The organism is Moraxella sp. TY6 (genome assembly GCF_048551375.1).
In the GTDB taxonomy this organism is placed as follows: Bacteria; Pseudomonadota; Gammaproteobacteria; order Pseudomonadales; family Moraxellaceae; genus Faucicola.
In genome coordinates this window covers 22,995-43,842 of record NZ_JBLYZJ010000002.1, presented here as the reverse complement: position 1 = coordinate 43,842, position 20,848 = coordinate 22,995, and the positions used below count along the sequence as shown (strand labels likewise).

Sequence of the window (20,848 nt, the reverse complement as noted above, 5' to 3'; positions counted from 1 at the left end):
AGGGCGTAAGCATTACGCCCCTACGACTTTAATTTTTTTGATAATGTTCAACTGGTAAGTTTTAACAAATCAATGGTAAGGTGCGTCTCACGCACCAACTTAGATTACCTTTTTTGATGGTGCGTATGACGCACCTTACGATTAGCAAAACTTACTTCTTATGCAATACCATTTTTTAAATACATCAACTTAACACTTGTGCCAAGGTATCCAAAAAACGATTGTTTTCTTCTGGTAAACCCACGGTGACACGAATCCATTCCACCAAGCCATAGCCTGCCATCGGACGTACCACCACGCCTTGCTCAAGTAGGGCTTGATACACCGCCAAACCATCGCCCACATTCACCATCACAAAATTGGTCGCTGATTTGACATATACCAACCCCAACGAATCAAAACCTTTATACAAGGCATCACGTTGTTCACTGTTAAATGCTCGATATTGTTTGATAAAATCTTGGTCTTGCAACGCCCCTTTTGCCCCTGCATGAGCGAGCATATTGGTATTAAAGGCTTGGCGAGTGCGATTGAGCATATCCGCCACCGCCTCACTGGTAATAGCATAACCAATGCGTAATCCTGCCAGCCCATACGCCTTAGAAAACGTACGTAAAATCACCACGTTATCATGGTTTTCAAGCAAGGTTAAACTGTCATTACTGACAAAATCACTGGTCAATTCGATATACGCCTCATCAATCACCACCAACACATCGGCAGGAATTTTTTTGATAAATTTACGAATATCTGCACCGTCCAATAACGTGCCTGTCGGATTGTTTGGATTGGCGATAAATACCAGTTTGGTATTGGGGTTGTCCAACACTGCCTGTTGCATGGCAGATAAATCATGCGAAAAGTGCTTGGCAGGCACTTCGACTGGGTCGGCATCCACCAACATACTGGCGACTTCGTACAGCGAAAACGCATATTGCGAGTACACCACTGCCTCTTTATCATTGACAAACGTTTGCACCAATAAATTCAGCAATTCATTTGAACCATTGCCCAACACCACGCCATTGGCATCCACGCCATAAAACTTGGCAATGTCTTGCTTAAGGGCAAACCCTGCCCCATCTGGGTAGCGAGATAGCTCGCCCAATGATTGCTCAATGGCAGTAGCGACTTTGGGCGAACAGCCAAGCGGATTTTCATTACTGGCAAGCCGAATGATATCCGACACCCCATATTGGGCGGTGATTTCATGGTTGGGCTTGTCGATTTGATAGGCTTTTAGTACGTTAATACTAGGGAATGCTGGTGTGATAGTCATGGTTTTCTCGCTTAATTTTATCTCTTACAAAACCGCCTTCGGATACGAACCCAAAATGCGTAAATCTTTGACTTGTGGGCGGATTTCTGCCAATGCCTTTTGCACATTGTCATCATCAATATGCCCAAGCATATCAATAAAAAACACATACGCCCACTTACTTGGACGCTCTGGGCGAGTTTCGATACTGGTCATCGACACGCCATGTTTTGCCAATGGTTGCAAAATCTGAATCAACGCCCCTGCCTTATCATTGGCAGACACCAAAATCGAGGTTTTATCCTGCCCAGATGGTGCGACCGCCTCACGCCCCACAATCAAAAAGCGAGTGGTATTGGACGGATTGTCCTCGATATTTTCATACAGTTTATGCAAATCATACTCAGCCATTGCCACATCCCCTGCAATCGCCGCCGAATGCCATTCGTTTTTGATACGTCTTGCTGCCTCGCCATTGCTCGACACCGCCACACGCTCGACATTTGGATAATGGGTATCAAGCCATTGACGGCACTGAGCAAGGGCTTGCTGATGGGCGTAAATCTTTGAAATCGCTGTCACTTTGGTATGCTCACCGACCAAAAATTGATGATGAATCGGCAGTTCAACCTCACCGATAATCTTCAAATCCGAAGTCAAAAAACCGTCCAACGTATGATTTACCACGCCTTCAGACGAATTTTCGACTGGCACAACGCCATACATTGCCGAACCTGCCTCAACTTCACGAAATACATCGTTAATGGTAGCAAGTGGCACGGTAGTCGCCGCTTTACCAAAATGCTTGAGCGAGGCGGCATGAGTAAACGTCCCTGCAGGCCCTAAATAAGCGATTTTTTGTGGGGCTTCGAGGTCAAGGCACACCGACATAATTTCACGGAATAAGCGAGCCATCTTATCGGCTGGCAATGTTCCGCCCAATGCGTCATTGCGTTCCATCACTTTTTTAAGAACTTGGGCTTCACGCTCTGGGCGATAAAAAATCGGATTATCTTCGCTGTCTTTTTTGGCGATTGCCACTTGGTTGGCATAGCCTGCACGCTCATTGATGAGTTTTTGAATTTGCTCATCCACGGTATCAATTTTTTGGCGTAAGGCTAATAAATCGTTAGAAGAATTTTGTTCGCTCATGTTGTTTTCCCTCATACTTGGTATTTTGGTAAATACTAGCATAAAATGGCGGATTAGAGGGATAATTTCCCCATGTTAAAGGCGGTTTTTGGGGTAAATTTTGGTTAAGAGGGATAAAAATTTTGGTTATCAATGATTGGTCTGTATGCCTAGAAAAATTCACTAAAAATGATAAATTTTCATCAAAATTACGCTAAACTTCTGTTAAGATGGTAGATATAGGAATTATGCAAACTTTACTCATCTTGCTAAATAAAGACGCTAGACCCCTGCCTACGCAGGTTTGACGAATCATTCAAACTTGCTCGTCATTCCTGCGAATGCAGGAATCCAGTGTCTTTTGGGTAAGCTTTAACATAATATAGATGGCTTGTTAAGTTCATTATTTGCACCATTTGAACATTTTGCTCTAAATCTCCCCCAACCCCCTCTTTACAAATGAGGGGGCTATGCTTCCTTCTTTTTGGAGAATAAAAATCTCCCTTTGAAAAAGATGAGAAATACCTTACGCAAAATGGAAATTAAAACTTAATATACCCCTACCTTTAATAATAGGAAAAACAATGACTTCTACCTTAAACCAACTCAAAATGATGACCACCGTGGTCGCCGATACAGGCGATTTGCAAGCTATCGCACGCCTAAAACCAGTCGATGCCACCACCAACCCAAGCCTCATCACCAAAGCCCTATCCGACCCAGCTTTTGAGCCGATTTTACGGCAAAGTTTAGCCAAACATCATAACGACATTGATAAAGTCATTGACGAACTTACCGTGTATATCGGCACAGAGATTTTAAAGCTCATTGATGGGCGTGTATCGACCGAAGTAGATGCTCGCTTGTCATTTGATACCGAAGCGACCATTGCCAAAGCCAAAGAATACATCCAAGCCTACGAGCAAGCAGGGGTGGACAAAGAACGTGTGTTAATCAAAATCGCCTCGACATGGCAAGGGATTCAAGCAGGGCGAGAGCTTGAGCAACAAGGCATCCATTGCAACCTCACGCTACTATTTGGACTCCACCAAGCCAAAGCCTGTGCCGATGCCAATATTACGCTGATTTCGCCATTTGTGGGGCGGATTTTGGATTGGCAAAAGAAAAACTTGGGCGTGGAAAGTGTGGCGATTAATGAAGACAAAGGCGTGCAATCGATCAAAACGATTTATGCCTACTACAAGCAACACGGCTACAAAACCCAAGTCATGGGGGCAAGCTTTCGCAGTGTGGAGCAGATTTTAGCATTGGCAGGTTGTGATTTGTTGACGATTGCCCCAGATTTAATTGATAAAATGGCGAGTATGGATGTCAAAATCGAGCGTCAATTATTCCCAGATATGCAGTTTGAAAAACTAGATAAGCAAACACCTGATGAAGCGACTTTTAATGAGCAATTAAACCAAGACCCAATGGCAAGTGAGTTATTGCAAGGGGGGATTGATGGCTTTGTCAAAGCAAGGGAAGAATTGGTAGCTAAATTGCAAAGTTTGGTTTGATATTAGCATTCTTTCCAAATTACCAAGTAGTTACCCACGGAACCTATAGTCGTTTAAAATAGAAATAAGACAGTCTTGTAGGGGCTTATTGCATAAGCCCTCTTTGTAAAAAAGTTAGAATCTCACACAGGGCGTAAGCATTACGCCCCTACAAATTTATGCGTTATTCCTAATTAAGCCGTCAAAACCGTATAAACAGGCACATCCAATGGAGCGTGCAAATCCACTAAATCCAGTAACACCAACGCACCCAGTACCGTATGCCCTGCTTCTTCACACAGCCCAATCGTGGCTTTGAGCGTACCCCCAGTCGCCAAAATATCATCAATCACCAACACTTTGGCAGGTGGTAGCCCTGCTTGCATCTCAAGCGTGTCCGAGCCGTACTCCAACGCATAGCTTTTATTCGCCACAGGCGGTGGCAATTTGCCTTCCTTACGCACCAATACCATACCTTTACCAGTATGCCCTGCCAATAGACTGGCAAAGATAAAGCCTCGAGCCTCTACCCCTGCAAAACAATCGACTTCTTCCAACAATCCATTTGGCAAGGCTTGTAACAAAGCTTGCACCACTTCGTTAATATGATTACGAAGTAAGGGCGTGATGTCATAAAAATCAATGCCTGCTTTTGGGAAATTCGGCACGGTGCGGATGATTTGCCAAAATGGGTGGGTTGGATTTGGGGTATTTGTGGTCATCAGATTTTCTCTTTTTAAGTGTAAGGTTTAGATAATTTATAAAATCACCTTATTCAAAAAGACGCTAGACCCCTGCCTTCGCAGGGGTGACAGAGAATTAAAATATTTTCGTCATTCCTGCGAATGCAGGAATCCAGTGTCTTTGGACAAGGTTTATAAGCATCAATATTTTTTACATTTTACCATTGTTTCACCAATCAGATGTATCTTAACATTGAAAATTTCAGTGAATACTTGTACACTATAATTTTAATAATATTTATGGGCTTTTTAGCCGTTTTTTAGCCAAAGCTGTTAAAATAACGCAACGTGATTCATAACTTGTTAGGTGCAAATCAAATGAAAAAATACCAATGTATCGTATGTGGTTGGATTTATGATGAAGAATTGGGCTGTCCAGAAGACGGTATTTCCGCAGGCACAAAATGGGAAGATATCCCAGACGACTGGCTATGCCCAGAATGTGGCGTGGGTAAGCAAGATTTTGAAATGATTGAAATTTAAATTGGATTAAAAATCTTATGTCAGACAATACGTTTAAAGACCCTATCATTATCATTGGGGCAGGTATGGCAGGCTACACGCTGGCTCGTGAGCTACGCAAACTCAATGCCGACACGCCCATTACGCTGATTGCTCGTGATGGGGCGGACAGCTACGCCAAGCCGACTTTGTCCAACGCCCTTGCTCAAGGTAAATTGGCGGACAACATTGCTAATGCCAGTGCCGAACAAATGGCGGAAAATTTAGCCATTAGCGTGATGAAATTTTGCCAAGTTAATCATATTGATGTTGAGAAGAAAACCATCACCGTTGAGCCTATTAATTTAGCAACGCAAAATTCAAACGCCACTCAAATATTGTCGTATGCTAAATTGGTGCTTGCGACTGGGGCAAATCCTCGTTTATTGCCAAATGTTAACGTGGATAATGAACGGATTTTTGCGGTCAATCATTTGGATGATTATAAAAAATTTCAGCAAAAAATCCATGCCTTACTCACCCAAGCCAATGCCGAAACTGGCTATGGAAAAGTTAACGTAGCGATTATTGGGGCTGGCTTAATTGGCTGTGAGTTTGCCAATGATTTGGCAAGTAAAGTTAATTCAGCCGATAATGCGAATGCACTGAACATTACCGTGTTTGACAATGCCAAATTACCACTTGCTAATCAGTTGCCTGCTGTGGCTGGCGAGGCGTTACAGACTGCGTTGCAAGATGTTGGGGTAACGTTTGAACTGGGTGTGACGATTGATTCAATTCAACCCAGTGGCAATTTAAACAATGTAAACGATGGTAAGAGTGGCGTTGAAATCGTGGTAAAAAATGCCAACGCTGACCTTATTCACCATCAAGCCGATGTGGTGCTAATCGCCATTGGATTGGTTGCCAATACCCAACTTGCCGAAAATGCAAGGCTAAAAATCGCCCAATTATCTGATAGCGTTAGCACAGACACGCATTTGCCACGCACCGCCCAACAAGGCATTTTGGTTGACCAGTTTTTGCAAACCTCTGTCAAGGATGTGTATGCGATTGGTGACTGTGCCAATGTGATGGGTAGTTTTATGCCGTATGTCATGCCGTTGATGAACCAAGCCAAAGCCCTTGCCAAAACCTTGAGCGACCAACTGACCGACCCCACACTGCCACCGACCAAAGTCAACTACCCTGCCATGCCTGTGGCAATCAAAACCCCTGCGTTGCCGTTGGTGGTATTGCCTGTGTCGGCTCGTTATTCAGCGGATGACATTGATTGGCAACAACAAATGACGGATGACGGGATGGTTTTGTCGGCTTTTGCTAAGGGTGATAGCGAAAAACTATTGGGTTTTGTGCTAGTCGGTAAAGAAGCAGGCAAACAACGCATGGCTTTGGCAAAACAAGTGGCGGATTGGCTTTAGTATCATCTTTATTTTTTAACAGAATTAGGACTTACACGATTTGCAAATTTACCTTGCTTAATAAAGACGCTAGACCCCTGTATTCACAGGGGTGACGAGAAACCAAAAATACTTTCGTCATTCCTGCAAATGCAGGAATCCAGTGTCTTTCGTATAAGTCATCATATCGTAATAATAAATAATCTTAACACAATGAGTTTGTTATGGATTTGACCCAATTCGAGTTCACCCAATCGCCGATTAGCGACTTTATGCAGACTACCTTTATCGACATTGATGATAATTTACGTCTGTGTGTCGAAGTCGGTGGCGACCCCAGTCATCCGCCCTTGCTACTGATTTTGGGCTTGGGTTCGCAGATGGTCTTTTGGACGGATAACTTTGTCAAAGGGCTGATTGACGCAGGATTTTTTGTCATTCGCTTTGACAACCGTGACATTGGATTGTCGACAAAAATCGCTCGTCCGTTTCCTCGTTTTCCCATTAACAATATCAAAATGATGGCTCGGATGCAGATTGGGCTGACCAATCGCCATTATCCTGTGGCGTATAATCTGTTTGATATGGTGGAAGATACCAAACGTTTGCTCGATAAAATGGGGCTAGAACAAGTGTATGCGGTGGGGGCTTCGATGGGCGGTATGATTGCCCAAATCCTTGCCTGTAAATACCCCAAAAAGGTCGCCAAACTTGGGCTAATGTTTACCAGTAATAATCAACCGATGTTGCCCCCACCCAAGCCTAGGCAGTTACATACCTTGATTGCCCACCCCAAAACCACCCAAGTCGATGATGTGGTCGCCTTTGGTATTTGGGTCATGCAACGTATCGGCTCACCTAATCATGTCGATGAAGCAGAAGTCGAACGTATGGTGCGTCTGCGGTTTGAGCGGAGTTATCACCCTCGTGGCTCACTTCAACAATTACAAGCGATTTTGGCAACTGGGTCGATTGTGAAATATGACAAAAAAATCACCCAACCCACAATTGTGCTACATGGCGAAAAAGACGGCTTGATTCCGCCTGCTCATGGGCGTGCGGTGGCAAAGGCGATTCCAAATAGTGAATTTCATTTGATTCATGGCATGGGGCATGATTTGGCAAAGCCATTTGTGCCTGTGTTGGTGGATTATTTGGTGAAGCATTGGCATTAGCCGTTGGGTTCAACAAATTTCATAAAACTCCTAATATAGTTATGCTAAAATAGTGTGTACCTACCGCTATACTGTAAGACACTATTACTATGACCGCCACTCTTATCAGCAATCCTGCCTTTCGCCGTATCGGTATCATGGGGCGTGCCAACAAAACCAGCATTATCCAAAGTATTTATCAACTTTGCGATTTTTTTCACAGTCAAGGTTTGCCAATTTGCATCGACCACCAAACCGCTCGCCTGCCCTTATTGGATAAGAAAAAACTTGGTGACGTAAGGGTGGTTGACCGTAGTTTATTGGGTGGCGAATGCGACCTTGTTGTCGTGGTGGGGGGTGATGGGTCATTGCTTCATGCTGCCCAAGTGCTTGCTAAATATAGCGTGCCTGTCGTGGGGGTCAATCGTGGACGTTTAGGCTTTTTGGCAGATGTGCATCCTGATGATTTAGTACAACAATTTTCTGATATTTTAAACGGACGCTTTCACCTTGACCATCGGTTTTTGTTAAAAATGGAAATCCGTCAAGGTAGCCATGTGATTTATGAAGACATGGCTCTCAATGATATCGTACTGCATGCAGGTAAATCGGTACATATGTTGGATTTTAACCTAAAAATTGATGGGTTGGATGTGTATCGCCAACATAGTGATGGGTTAATTGCCTCGACTCCGACAGGCTCAACCGCTTATGCCTTGTCTGGTGGAGGCCCAATTGTGCATCCCACCTTGAATGCGATTTGCCTTGTTCCCATGCACCCACACACGCTGTCTAGCCGTCCGATTGTGGTTGATGGTAATAGCGAAATCAAAATCCGTATCCATAAAGACAATCGCACTCAGCCGATGGTCAGTGCGGATGGTAAACCGTCCGTTCCGCTCAATCAAAACCAACGCTTAATCATCCGCAAACACCCCAACAAACTGATTTTATTACATCCGTGGGGCGTGGATTTTTTTGAGGCGTGCCGTACCAAACTGGGTTGGAATACCTATGCGGAAGAGTTTTCACTAGATAGCTAACGTTTAGCCAACCAGTTCTTGCCGTACAATATCCGAACCTGCGGTTAATGCCTGTAATTTGGCATTGGCAACCGTGCGAGATAAAGGGGTCATGCCACAATTTGTTGATGGGTACAGTTTATCAGCATCGACAAAGTTTAATGCTTTACGCAGGGTTTCTGCCACTTGCTCAGGGGTTTCGATGATGTTGGTCGCCACATCAATCGCACCGACCATGACTTTTTTACCTCGAATAATTTCGATTAATTCCATTGGCACACTTGAATTTTGACATTCGAGTGACACAATATCAATCGCAGACTGCTGAATTTTTGGGAATATTTCTTCGTATTGTCGCCACTCACTGCCCAAGGTTTTTTTCCAATCGGTATTGGCTTGAATCCCATAACCATAGCAAATATGCACGGCGGTTTCACATGTTAGCCCTTCAATGGCTCTTTCGAGCGTGGCAATACCCCAATCATTGACTTCTTCAAAAAACACATTAAAGGCAGGCTCATCAAACTGAATGATATCCACCCCAACGGCTTCTAAGGCTTTGGCTTCTTCATTCAAGATTTTGGCAAATTCCCATGCCAATTTTTCACGGCTACCATAATAGCCATCATACAAGGTATCGACCATGGTCATCGGGCCAGGCAATGCCCATTTGATAGGCTGATTGGTATAGGCACGTAAAAATTTGGCATCCTCGACAAACACAGACTGAGGGCGTGACACCGCACCGACCACGGTTGGCACACTGGCATCATAACGGTTGCGAATTTTGACAGTTTCACGTTGGTTAAAATCCACCCCTGCCAAATGTTCAATGAAAGTTGTGACAAAATGTTGGCGTGTTTGCTCACCATCACTGACAATATCAATGCCTGCTCGCAATTGCTCTTGTAATGCCACTAGCAGGGCATCTCGCTTGCCATCAAGCAATTGGTCAGGTGGCAATTTCCAATCTGACCATAATTGCTCAGGCTCGGCTAACCAAATTGGTTTTGGCAGGCTACCTGCCGTTGATGTTGGTAATAACTTATTCATATTCGTCTACTTATCTTTTAATGAGGACTTAAAGCACCACGGTATTTGCCCATTGCTGTAATAAATTTCTATGTGGCTGAATAAAATTGGCTTCCGTATACTGACCTTGTTTGATGGCTAACTGGGTACGCTCTTCACGGTCATAGTCAATTTTTGTCAAAGAATGGTCTGGATTATCTAAACTAGGACGATAACATTGCCCTGCTTTGGCATTGGCGTTATAAATCTCTGGGCGATAAATTTTTTGAAAGGTTTCCATCGTGCTAATGGTGCTAATCAATTCAAGATTGGTATAATCATTCAATAAATCGCCTTTAAAATAAAACGCAAATGGGGCAACCGATTTGGGAGGCATAAAATAACGTACCGACAACCCCATTTTGGCAAAATAATCATCGGTCAATGAATACTCATTTTGCTGATACTCCACGCCCAATATTGGGTGTACATTGGTGGTTTGGTAGTAAGTTTTGGTATGAGAAACACTCAAACAAATCACAGGATTTTTGTGAAACTGGCTGGTGTAGGCATCCGACTCAATCAAATATTGAAATAATTTACCGTGTAATTCACCAAAATTATCAGGCACACAAAAAGCAGGTTTTTGTTTATTATATGCCAACAACAACACGCTAAAATCATAATCTCGCACATAAGACGAAAAACTATTGCCAATAATCCCATCAAGACGTTGATTGGTATGATGGTCAACAATGGTGGTATTTAGCACCTCAATGGCAGGAAAACGCTCACCATTGCCCTCAATATCAACATCCACCGAAACAATATCTAGCTCAACTGAATAGCGATCGGCATTTGGGTTATCCCAGTTTGCCAAATCATTAAAACGCCGATTAATCATTTGTAAGGTATGACGCAAATTCTGCTCACGGTGTTCACCTCGTGCAAGATTGGCAAAATTGGTGGTCAAACGTGTATGTTGTAGCGGTTGATAATGCTCATCAAAACGCAATGTATCAATAAAACACTGAAACTGGCTCATAAAACTACCTCAATTTTCAAATAGTACAAATATCATTCAAATTGCCCTGTTAATGACGGTATGAATGTCTGGGGTATATTTATACCTAATTTTTAACATGAATAAAAACGATATAATTATTATAAAACATGAGAAAAATTCAATTTATTATTTTTATTAAATACATAGTTTAACTATCAATTAAAAATATTTTTATTTGCATTTGTCAAATGTTAGCGATATGATTGATAAAAAATGCCTTGGGGTTCTCTTTATTTACCGTCATCTAAAAAAGTTTAAAATCTCAAAATAGGGCGTAAATATTACGCCCCCACGACTTTAAATTTTGGATTTAATGCTATTTACAATCATCCATAACAATAAATTGGAATAATTTATGCAAAGCTATTATGATGTCACCAATTTTATCCATGAAAAACTTCAACAATTATCAAGCGAACAACAAGCGGATTTTATCAAAAATTTGATTTATCACTTTGTCAAAGGTTTGCCAACCGATTGGCTTGAGGGTGAATTAGACAGCGAAAAACCGCATTATCAAGCCATTATTCAGCAAATTTTGCAACCGAATTGGCATGATGAGATAATTGAACAACAATTGCTGGTGCTTGATGATATTATGTTTAGCATGGGTGATGCTTATCCTCATAATACCAGTGAGGCACTGCTGATGATTTGGGAGTTATTGGATTTTTATTTATCACTTCGAGAAATGGCTCAAAAATCTGATAATAGCCATGAATTGGGAATGTTATCTGCCATCAGCTATTTAGAATATGTTGAGAGTTTGATAGAAAATAATCTTGGGCAAGCTTCGGATTTTGAAGATTGGTTAGCACAACCCTTGATGGCGACTGCCTTTGATGATATTAAACACGCCTTAACCCTTGCCCAAAAAATCTAAAAATTTGAGGAAACTATGGAAAATAATCAACTCACCAAAACTGATACAGACCTGCAGATTAATTTAGACAAAGATTTTTTTCCAGCCGTCAAGCCCACCGCATCGTTTCCTCAACCCTCATCTGAACCATTGCCAAAACAAGGTGAGCATGAACTTACCCCTTTTGACCCAAGCAATCAAAACCATCAATTAAACCAAAATCAATTAACACAAAACAGCCCCAAAAAAGTCAGCATTGGTGAAAATGAAGCGTTAAAACTTGCGGTGGTCGGACATACTAACACAGGCAAAACCTCGCTACTGCGTACCCTATTGCGTGATGTATATTTTGGCGAAGTCAAAAACGCCCCTGCCACCACTCGCCATGTCGAAAAAGCCCTAATTAGCGATAGCCAAACTGGACAAAACTTAGTGGCGTTATACGATACCCCCGGATTGGAGGATGCGACAGGCTTGCTCGATTGGCTTGAGGAAAATACCGCCAGTCGCCGTGATGGGGTGGAACGTTTGCAACAATTTCTCGCCAGCCCACTCGCCCAAGATGACTACAGTCAAGAAGCCAAAGTCATTCGCCAACTACTTGCCAGTGATATGGCGATTTATGTGATTGATGCTCGTGAGCCTGTGCTTGGCAAATATAAAGATGAACTCACCGTGTTATCATGGTCAGCGATTCCTGTGATGCCTGTGTTTAATTTCACCCATGAGCAAAATAGCAATATCATCGAGTGGCAACAACAACTGGCTAGACGCAATCTGCACGTTTCCACACGCTTTGACTCAGTGGCGTTTGAATTTGATGACGAAATCAAACTATGGCAAAACCTTGCCACCATGCTGATTCAGCCTGAGATTGTTAGCCAACTCATTGAACGCCGTCAAGCCGATTGGGATGGCTTGTATGATGATGCCAATATTATCATCGCTCACTTTTTGTTGAATGTGGCAAGCTTTGTCGAAAGTATTCACGAAGATGACGACCCCCTACCCACGCTAAATAAAATGCAAGAAAAAGTCCGCCAAGCCGAACGAGCAGTGCAAGACGAATTGCTAAATTTATATAAATTTTATGATAACACTGTGGCGACCACACCGCTTGAATTGACGGAATATCGCCGTGACCCCTTTGACAGTGAGCTACTGGCAAGCTATGGCATTCGCACCACCAGTGGGGCAGCGGCAGGGGCATTGATTGGACTGGGGATTGATGCAGCGACTTTGGGAACATCGTTGGGACTGGGTACGGCATTGGGCGGTTTGATTGGGGGGATTGCAGGTAATACTGGGGCGATTGCTGATAAAATCAGTGGGGTCAAACGCCTATACATCGACCCTGCGACCATTACCTTGCTAGCCACTCGTGCGATGGATTTGCTCAATGCGTTACGTCATCGAGGGCATGCGTCCACTGAAACAATTATGACCAAGCAAGCCCTTGCACCGTGGTCGCCAGATAAATTGCCAAGTTTGCTAAAAAAAGCCCGTGGCAAACCTGAATGGTCTTCGTTAAATGGTGGTAAATTGGCTAACTCTGCCCATGATTTGCGTGATGAATCGGCGTGGCAATTATCACGGCAATTAAGACGTTGATTTTGAAAAAATTACCCTTATTTAAACTGTAACATAAATAAGGGTAATAACCATGAATGACATTCAATTTAATCCAAATTTACAACGAGCGGAAGATGAGCCAGAACTGACTGATGCACAGCTTGCCGAGCTTGAAAAAAAACGCACTCACCTCAAACAACAAGCCGAAGCCATCATCACCCTTGCTGAATCACAAACTAATTCAGCATTAAACTGCCTACACAAAATCAACGTGCTAGGCGGTACGACCGAAAAAGCCTACACTGCCGTGCAACAGCGGATTTTACAAGACCAAGACGCTCATGGGGCATATCATGCCATTGCGATGGCTCAATCCACTTCGGATTTGCCGTTTGATGTGCCAAAGCTTATTGAGGTGGTTTTACAACATGGCGAACCTGCCTTGCAATTTCGCTTGTTAAAGCTATTTGACACCCAACCACTGACCGCACCGCCACTACCCCAGCTTATCGAGGCGATTCAAACCGCTGATGATGGCGTGACCGTAGAGGCGTTACAGCAGTATTTACAAACCAAACTCAAAAATTAAAATAAGACGAGGACTATGCTCGAAATGACGAAATTTAAATAGGACTTACGCAATTTTGGATAACTTTGCAAATAAAAAAGATGCTAGACCCCTGCCTTCGCAGGGGTGACGAGTAATTAAAATCTTTGTCGTCATTCCCACGAATGTGGGAATCCAGTGTCTTTTGTGTAAGCCCTACTATAGCCGTTTAAACTACAAATAAGACAGTTTCGTAGGGGCATATTGCATACGCCCAAAATTTCAAAGTCTTATTTTTGATTTAATTCACTATACCTAAACTTGGGGTAAGAAGTATTAGCATCTTACATAGAATCCCCTCAATGTTTACCAACCGTTACCGCCCAAATTTACTGGGATTTTTCTTGGCATACGCAGTCATGGCAATGATACGTTTGATATTTTCTTTTTCGACTGGGCTTAACGCTTGGTCAACATTGGTATAGCAAGGTACATACCAATCCTCTGTCGCATATTCACTGGCAATACCAACATCTTTAAACGAATAGCCGTGGCGTGCAAAAATTTCATTTCGCATACCGTCTAGCTCCTCAGCCGACATAAACAAATCATCGTCTTCCAATAAGCGTTCTGAGGCTTCTGGGTTATAACCTTTACCCTTTTTAAAGCCACAACTTGACTTGCTTAGGCTAAAATTTTTAGGGGCGATGCCTTTTTTGGTATCATTTTTGGCAAATACTTTCCAAGACCCTGTCAAAACTGTGGGCGTACTTTTTGCCACCAATAAACTAAACTGCCCATCGCCAGTGCGGTCGGCAGGCTCATTGAGTAACACTCGCCAGTAGCTGCCTTCAGCTTTGACTGTGCCTGTCAGTGTGCGATAATTTTGCAAATACAGGCTTCGCCCTTTGATAGTACCATTATTGATACTGTCGATAAAAATGGTGGCTTTTGCCTCACCAAATTTGCCCGAATACGCCCCTGTGCTGATGTCTGCCAATGCCATGATTGGCAAACTGGCACAGCTTAAACTGATAATCAATGAAGTGAAAATACGCATGGTGTTCCTTATGTTGTTTAATTGTGTTGAAAAGTTATCATCCAGCATGGATAAAATACTGGACTTTTATTAGTTGTAAATATGATATAGTAAGAGCAGAAAGTCAATCATTGATTGTAATTTTAAGCGTCATCAACGAATCGGAATCCCCAAACTCATGCGTTTGCCATTTTTTGCCACCACACCAAAAAAATCAATATTAGCCCCTGTTTTTACTGGTATGGCGTTAATATGTTTGGCATATTTTTGTTGGCTAATGGGGCAAATCGTGTGGGGCTATCGCACACTTGACCCTATGAATGATTTTTTGATTCTCAAGCAATTTTGGGTCAAATTTGATTGGTGGCGATGGGCTTTTTGGACGCACGTTTTTAGCAGTGGCTTGGTGTTATTAGCAGGGTTTAGCCAGTTTTGGCAAGGCTTTGGCTCGTTAGACTATCGCAAATGGCATAAATACTTAGGCTATTTTTATGTGATAACCGTGCTAGGTTTGGCATTGCCATCAGGTTTTGTATTGGCGTGGACAGCGTTAGGCGGTTGGCTAGTCAAGGGCAGTTTTTTGACGCTGTGTGGGTTGTGGGGGTATACCACCATCATGGCAGTGGTAACGGTACGCAAGCGACAAATCGCTCGCCACCGCACTTTGATGGTGTATAGCTATGCGTTGGCGATGTCAGCGATTACCCTGCGATTGCTCAAATTGGGGCTGTATCAACTTGCCCCTTATGTCGATTGGCTGACACCGATGACGATTTATCGTACCGAAAGTGTATTGGCATGGGTGATAAACCTCGCCATTGCGTGGCTATTTCTCAAACTTACGGGCAACGGAAAGTGATGGTATATTCATAATCATCATCACGAGCAATACTGGCTTTATTACCAAAAATCCCTCCAATCACGCCCATCGCTTGGTCTGCGATACGCCCCAAACCTTCATCCAAAACACCATTATATTTTGTAGTATCACTTAACACAATCGGTGAATGATTGCGACATTGTTGCGTGGCATAGTTAATAGCATTGGTCTTGGCGATGGTGGAAGTTTTGCCCAAACCTGTGGTTTCAAACACGTTATTGGGGCGTTGAATCACAGGTAAATTGGTGGGCGTACTTTGACAAGCAGTAAGTAACACGCTACTTAACACCGCAAGTGTGGCCGTTTTTGATGATAAATTTAACAGAGAAAATGAAAACTTTGGCATGGTAATAACCTTTTGTTAGTGAGGGCTTCAACCTTAAACAACGCCTAGTTTGCCCAAAAATCCACCAAATGGCAAATTCGATAACAAATCATTAACAGTGAGCAAGTTATCGGCATTTTTAGCAACATTTTGCGAAATACGCTGACCACAAAACCACGCCAGCCACCGATAGAATTTTTTATAAAAACACCGATTTCACATAGCTATTTAAGGCATTTTTGGGTAGGATAAGGGGTTACATTTTGATAATTTATGCTAGTTTTTCGGTGATAATTCATGTTAAAACCCCACCCCCATATTTTAGTTGATGCCCCACAGGGTAAACTCGAAGTCGATGCCCTTTGGCAAAATGGCAATCCAACCGACCCAAATACCCAACGTGTCGCCCTACTCTGCCACCCCAATCCGCTCCAAGAAGGCACGATGATGAATAAAGTCGTGTCCACCATGTACCGCTTTGCAAGGGATAATGGGATGCACGTTGTCCGCTTTAACTATCGTGGCGTGGGACAATCAACTGGTGAATATGGCGATGTGGTCGGCGAAATTGACGATGCGATGACGATGTTACATTGGATTCATGGTCAAACGGACGCTCGTCAATTATGGTTAGGTGGATTTTCGTTTGGGGGATTTGTGATTGCCAAAGTCGCACAGCAACTGGCAGAACAAGGGGCATTTTTGGGGCTTGATGATTTTGAATTGACGGATTTGGCGTTAATTGCCCCTTCGATTGAGAAAAATAGCACTGCCGATTTGGTATTGCCAACGGATAAAACTTTTATGGTGTATGGTGAACATGATGATGTCGTGTCACCGCAAGTGATGGTGGATTTTGCCAATGAATTTGGGATAAGACAGGCGATGGTGGCGAATACAGGGCATTTCTTTCATGGCAAATTGGGCGAGTTGAAAGAGCAATTGCAAAATAATACATCAAAATTAGTTTGATAATGTAGATAATGTAGCGTGGGTTAGCGACAGCGTTACCCACGAAATCAAACACATATTTAACTTTGCTCAATTACTTACCCACGAATTTTATAGCAAAAAATGATTAACCCACGTTTTGTAGAAAATTTTTCAAGGATGAAATATGAGTTATCGGCGAAACTTTCAACAAGGTGGCACTTATTTTTTAACACTTTGTCTCGCTGATAGGAAAAGTGATTTATTAGTTGAAAATATAGCAACTTTACGCCTTGCTTATCAAAAAATTCAAGATAAAATGCCCTTTTATACCAATGCGATTGTTATAATGCCCGACCATATACATTTGCTATGGACACTACCTGTCGATGATAGTGATTATTCATCAAGGATTAAATTACTCAAAAATTATTTTACAAGACAGTTGCCACTTAATTTAAAACATACGTCAAATTTAAGCCGAAAAGATAAAAATGAGCAGGGTATATGGCAACGCCGATTTTGGGAACATACGATTCGAGATGAGTTTGATTATAACTCACACGTTGAATACATTTATTTTAACCCTGTTAAACATGGCTATGTCAAAAATGTGAAAGATTGGCAGTTTTCAAGTTTTCATCGAGATGTTAAAAAAGGGATTTTTACCTTAGATTGGGGAAGTGATTTAAACATTAATACCAATTTAGAATTTGGTGAATAGAATTTTCGCAAACCAAAGGTAAGGGTGGATTAGCCTTCTGTTTGGCACGACTCATGGAATTAAAAAGCATTATTTACAGAATTTATCGTGGGTAACGCTTCGCTAACCCACGCTACTACCAAACGCAATTTTTTGGACTTAAATATGAACAACCTCTCACCCATTCAACGCTATGAACAAGCCCTCCAAACAGGCGAATTCAGCGAAGACACCCAACAACGCCAAGCCATGCAATACCTTGACGGCGTATATCAACAACTCCTCGCCAACCAAGCCAAATCCAAAGGCTTGTTTAGCTTTTTGCGAAAAACCGAACCGCCAAAAGGCTTATATATGTGGGGCGGTGTCGGACGTGGCAAAACGTGGATGATGGATATGTTCTACGAGTCGCTACCTGCCGAAGGCAAATTGCGTCAGCATTTCCACCACTTTATGAAACGAGTGCAAAGCGAACTCATCACCCTACAAGGTCAGCAAGACCCCCTCCAAAAAGTCGCCGACATCATCCATAACGAAGCCCAAGTGATTTGTTTTGATGAATTTTTTGTGTCGAATGTGTCGGATGCCATGATTCTTGGCGATTTGTTTACCATGCTATTTAACAAAGGCATTACCCTTGTCGCCACCTCCAACATCGCCCCCAATGGGCTGTACAAAAACGGCATTCACCGTGACCGCTTTTTGCCTGCGATTAGCGAAGTGGAAAAAAACTGCACCGTGATGAACATTGACAGCGGTATCGACTACCGTCTGCGTGTCTTGCAACAAGCCGAGCTGTATGTATCACCTTTGACCAAAGAAAATCAACATTGGCTCGCCAATCGCTTTGTGGCATTGAGCAACAATCAACACGTTTATCAAGAGCCGATAATGGTCAATGGTCGAGAAATCCCCATCAAAGGACGTACCGAAAATACGCTGTATGTCGATTTTCGTGCCTTGTGTATGCAACCACGCTCGGCAAGCGACTTTATCGAGATTGCCAATGATTTTAGCACCGTGTTGGTCGATGATGTGCCTGCACTAAACGATGTGGTCTCCGACCCGACACGGCGATTTATTTATTTGGTCGATGAGTTTTATGACCGCCGTGTCAAGCTGTTGATTCGTGCGGAGCAGTCGATTCTTGAGTTGTATCAAGGCGAAAAATTGGCATTTGAAATCGAACGCACTCGCTCTCGTTTGCTTGAAATGCAATCGGAAGACTACCTAAAAGCCGAACATCGGTTAGATGATGTTAGTTAAAATATGATTGGCTGATAACAAAATGAGGATAATACCATGGCAACATTAGCGTTACCACCTTTGATACAGCAAGTTTTGCCGATATTACGTTCGCTTAATGCCGAACAAAAACAACAAGTTATTCACGAAATATCAGCCCCTAGCCAAAAAATGGTATCTGACAGTCAAGAAAACAATGCTCAATTAGCTTGGGAAGTTGGACAGCAGTTTTTTGGTAGCTATGATAGTGGGCGTGATGATTTATCACAAAATGCCAAACAAATCGTCAAACAACGAATCCGAGAAAAATATCGCCAACACGCAACGCATTGATAAAATAGCCACGATTGATTCGGATTTTCACATTTATCGCATACATGGTAAATATCCGTTTCGATTGGTACTTTAACCAAATTATAGGTAAAAACTTATGTTTATTCCCAAAGATTTTCGCATGAGCGATTTTGAGCCAGTCAAAGACTTTATCCAACAAACCGTGCTTGCCAATATTGTCGCCAGTCAAAACGATGTCATTGAAATCTGCCCTGTACCGTTACTGTGGCAGGATGATGGCAGTGAGTTTGGCTGTTTGATTGGTCATGTCGCTAAGATGAATCCGATTGTTCAATATTTGGGTTTGGGTAAAAATTGCAAAGTGATTTTTAATGATAATGGGCATTATATCAGCCCAAACTGGTATCCAAGCAAAGCCGAAACGCATAAAGAAGTACCGACTTGGAACTATCAAAGTGTGCAATTGACCGCCACGCCGACCCTGTATCACGATGCGGATATGATTAAAGGCATTATCGGCGATATGACGGATTTTTTTGAGGCTCAATTTAGCCAATCGCCTTTTTCACCGTGGTCGCTTGCCGATGCACCAAGTGAATATATTGAAGCGATGTGTCGGGCGTTGGTGGGATTTAAGTTGGATATTGTGAGCTTTGAGGCGAAGTTTAAATTGAGCCAAAATAAATCGCTCGACAATCAAAATGGGGTGATTAAGGGTTTACAGAAAGTTGATACAGCTAATGCCAAAGCTATGGCGACTTTGGTGAATAAGCATTGTGGCTCATGCTAAAAGTGAAGTTTTGGCAATCGTAAGGTGCGTTCTACGCACCCTTTAAACCACAGATTATCAATGATTTTATAAATCAAAGGCTCTAATATGGCTTGGGAAAAATTTCATAGTTTCTTAAAAACATCAATAATTGCTGAGAAATATGATACAGAAGAAATTGTTGAAAATCATAATTTCAATAGTGAGAACGATTATTTGTTTATTAACTCACGCAGAAATGGGCTTAAATGGAATTTGAAAGAAATATTCCAAACATTAAATGATTCGTTTGGTTTGGAATTTTTATTGAATGATGAAGATTTACCTCACGAAAACCTTGATGAAACACAAATAATTTTTTCTTCACAACAGCAAATGGATGTCATTAATTCAATCCATACCCTTTATCAAGAAATAGAAAATCAGCGACCAAAATTACTTGGCGATGATATCTATTGTCTAGTTCAAAAAGCAAAATTACTTGAAACGTCAAATTTTAGCTTTGAAGATAATGATTCTATGACTGAAGCAATTTTGACAATCGAAGAAATTAGACGTTTTTTTGAAGATAGTGTGAAGAAAAATCAAATCATCATAAAATATGAGAGCAACTCGTAAAACAAAATTAAAAAGGAAACCAAAATGTAAAAACAATAATTTTTAGAGCTTCTTGCAATAGTGCATTTTGAAGAGAATCATTCCTACCGACCCACGATGAACAATGTTTGAACCGTTGATTTCACTGCATTATCCCCATATCACGCTACTCCTATCCTCTGTTATATCAAAACAACTACCCGCCCCCATTGCTCGGCTGTCCATGCTTAGTTACTGAACAAAAGAATCGATAATTACTTGCTTTTTTATTAAAAAACAAATACCATCTAAACAAAGGTAAACAGTATCACTTAAATTAATTACATTTAGATTAGTTAT

At 42.2% G+C, this 20,848-nt stretch carries 22 protein-coding genes; 15 read left to right on the top strand and 7 right to left on the bottom strand.

Annotated elements, in window-relative coordinates; genetic code table 11:
* Positions 1 to 184: 184 nt before the first annotated feature.
* A complete protein-coding gene (gene hisC, locus ACK1U4_RS02090) occupies positions 185 to 1,279 on the bottom strand; it encodes a histidinol-phosphate transaminase (RefSeq protein WP_419400844.1) in 1,095 nt (364 codons plus the stop codon).
* Between the two features lie 24 nt (positions 1,280 to 1,303).
* On the bottom strand, positions 1,304 to 2,410 hold the full coding sequence (gene pheA / locus ACK1U4_RS02085; protein WP_419400843.1) for a prephenate dehydratase: 1,107 nt from the start codon (positions 2,408 to 2,410) through the stop codon (positions 1,304 to 1,306).
* A gap of 563 nt (positions 2,411 to 2,973) precedes the next feature.
* On the opposite strand from pheA, the gene tal reads away from it, so the two are divergent.
* On the top strand, positions 2,974 to 3,909 hold the full coding sequence (gene tal / locus ACK1U4_RS02080) for a transaldolase (RefSeq protein WP_419400842.1): 936 nt from the start codon (positions 2,974 to 2,976) through the stop codon (positions 3,907 to 3,909).
* Between the two features lie 173 nt (positions 3,910 to 4,082).
* Here the strand turns inward: tal and ACK1U4_RS02075 are convergent, their stop codons facing one another.
* On the bottom strand, positions 4,083 to 4,610 hold the full coding sequence (locus tag ACK1U4_RS02075; protein ID WP_419400841.1) for an adenine phosphoribosyltransferase: 528 nt from the start codon (positions 4,608 to 4,610) through the stop codon (positions 4,083 to 4,085).
* A 339-nt stretch (positions 4,611 to 4,949) separates the two neighbouring features.
* On the opposite strand from ACK1U4_RS02075, the gene ACK1U4_RS02070 reads away from it, so the two are divergent.
* From ACK1U4_RS02070 to ACK1U4_RS02055, 4 genes are all read left to right on the top strand, one after another.
* Positions 4,950 to 5,114, top strand: a complete 165-nt coding sequence (locus tag ACK1U4_RS02070; RefSeq protein ID WP_419400840.1) for a rubredoxin — start codon at positions 4,950 to 4,952, stop codon at positions 5,112 to 5,114.
* A 17-nt stretch (positions 5,115 to 5,131) separates the two neighbouring features.
* Positions 5,132 to 6,514, top strand: coding sequence for an FAD-dependent oxidoreductase (locus ACK1U4_RS02065; protein WP_419400839.1), 1,383 nt, complete (start codon positions 5,132 to 5,134; stop codon positions 6,512 to 6,514).
* Positions 6,515 to 6,717: 203 nt separating this feature from the next.
* A complete protein-coding gene (locus tag ACK1U4_RS02060) occupies positions 6,718 to 7,668 on the top strand; it encodes an alpha/beta fold hydrolase (protein ID WP_419400838.1) in 951 nt (316 codons plus the stop codon).
* A gap of 89 nt (positions 7,669 to 7,757) precedes the next feature.
* A complete protein-coding gene (locus ACK1U4_RS02055; protein WP_419400837.1) occupies positions 7,758 to 8,690 on the top strand; it encodes an NAD(+) kinase in 933 nt (310 codons plus the stop codon).
* 3 nt (positions 8,691 to 8,693) lie between these two features.
* Here ACK1U4_RS02055 and ACK1U4_RS02050 read toward each other — a convergent pair whose 3' ends face one another.
* The gene (locus ACK1U4_RS02050) at positions 8,694 to 9,722 is read right to left on the bottom strand and encodes a methionine synthase (protein ID WP_419400836.1); all 1,029 of its coding nucleotides are present in this window, start codon (positions 9,720 to 9,722) and stop codon (positions 8,694 to 8,696) included.
* A 28-nt stretch (positions 9,723 to 9,750) separates the two neighbouring features.
* Positions 9,751 to 10,725, bottom strand: a complete 975-nt coding sequence (locus ACK1U4_RS02045; protein WP_419400835.1) for a DUF1852 domain-containing protein — start codon at positions 10,723 to 10,725, stop codon at positions 9,751 to 9,753.
* A gap of 376 nt (positions 10,726 to 11,101) precedes the next feature.
* Between ACK1U4_RS02045 and ACK1U4_RS02040 the strand changes: the two genes are divergently transcribed.
* From ACK1U4_RS02040 to ACK1U4_RS02030, 3 genes are read left to right on the top strand one after another with little or no spacing between them, the layout of a single operon-like run.
* Positions 11,102 to 11,629, top strand: a complete 528-nt coding sequence (locus tag ACK1U4_RS02040; RefSeq protein WP_419400834.1) for a hypothetical protein — start codon at positions 11,102 to 11,104, stop codon at positions 11,627 to 11,629.
* A 15-nt stretch (positions 11,630 to 11,644) separates the two neighbouring features.
* Positions 11,645 to 13,219 (top strand): DUF3482 domain-containing protein, encoded by a 1,575-nt coding sequence (locus ACK1U4_RS02035; RefSeq protein ID WP_419400833.1) that lies wholly within the window; start codon positions 11,645 to 11,647, stop codon positions 13,217 to 13,219.
* 52 nt (positions 13,220 to 13,271) lie between these two features.
* Positions 13,272 to 13,769 carry a hypothetical protein gene (locus ACK1U4_RS02030; RefSeq protein WP_419400832.1) on the top strand — a complete coding sequence of 166 codons (498 nt, stop codon included), beginning with the start codon at positions 13,272 to 13,274 and terminating at the stop codon, positions 13,767 to 13,769.
* 334 nt (positions 13,770 to 14,103) lie between these two features.
* Here the strand turns inward: ACK1U4_RS02030 and ACK1U4_RS02025 are convergent, their stop codons facing one another.
* Entirely contained in the window at positions 14,104 to 14,787 is a 684-nt protein-coding gene (locus tag ACK1U4_RS02025) for a YARHG domain-containing protein (protein ID WP_419400831.1), read from the bottom strand.
* Positions 14,788 to 14,944: 157 nt separating this feature from the next.
* Here ACK1U4_RS02025 and ACK1U4_RS02020 point away from each other — a divergent pair, with 157 nt between their 5' ends.
* Complete coding sequence (locus ACK1U4_RS02020) at positions 14,945 to 15,625, top strand: DUF2306 domain-containing protein (RefSeq protein ID WP_419400830.1); 681 nt, start codon at positions 14,945 to 14,947, stop codon at positions 15,623 to 15,625.
* Here the strand turns inward: ACK1U4_RS02020 and ACK1U4_RS02015 are convergent.
* Complete coding sequence (locus tag ACK1U4_RS02015; protein ID WP_419400829.1) at positions 15,606 to 15,992, bottom strand: hypothetical protein; 387 nt, start codon at positions 15,990 to 15,992, stop codon at positions 15,606 to 15,608. The two genes, ACK1U4_RS02020 and ACK1U4_RS02015, sit on opposite strands and share 20 nt — an antisense overlap.
* A 276-nt stretch (positions 15,993 to 16,268) precedes the next feature.
* On the opposite strand from ACK1U4_RS02015, the gene ACK1U4_RS02010 reads away from it, so the two are divergent.
* From ACK1U4_RS02010 to ACK1U4_RS01985, 6 genes are all read left to right on the top strand, one after another.
* A complete protein-coding gene (locus ACK1U4_RS02010; protein WP_419400828.1) occupies positions 16,269 to 16,943 on the top strand; it encodes an alpha/beta hydrolase in 675 nt (224 codons plus the stop codon).
* 145 nt (positions 16,944 to 17,088) lie between these two features.
* Entirely contained in the window at positions 17,089 to 17,625 is a 537-nt protein-coding gene (locus tag ACK1U4_RS02005) for an REP-associated tyrosine transposase (protein WP_419400827.1), read from the top strand.
* Between the two features lie 144 nt (positions 17,626 to 17,769).
* A complete protein-coding gene (gene zapE / locus ACK1U4_RS02000) occupies positions 17,770 to 18,870 on the top strand; it encodes a cell division protein ZapE (protein ID WP_419400826.1) in 1,101 nt (366 codons plus the stop codon).
* A 36-nt stretch (positions 18,871 to 18,906) separates the two neighbouring features.
* The gene (locus ACK1U4_RS01995) at positions 18,907 to 19,182 is read left to right on the top strand and encodes a hypothetical protein (protein ID WP_419400825.1); all 276 of its coding nucleotides are present in this window, start codon (positions 18,907 to 18,909) and stop codon (positions 19,180 to 19,182) included.
* A 97-nt stretch (positions 19,183 to 19,279) separates the two neighbouring features.
* Entirely contained in the window at positions 19,280 to 19,933 is a 654-nt protein-coding gene (locus ACK1U4_RS01990; protein WP_419400824.1) for an FMN-binding negative transcriptional regulator, read from the top strand.
* 87 nt (positions 19,934 to 20,020) lie between these two features.
* Complete coding sequence (locus tag ACK1U4_RS01985; RefSeq protein ID WP_419400823.1) at positions 20,021 to 20,530, top strand: hypothetical protein; 510 nt, start codon at positions 20,021 to 20,023, stop codon at positions 20,528 to 20,530.
* The last annotated feature ends 318 nt before the right edge of the window (positions 20,531 to 20,848 follow it).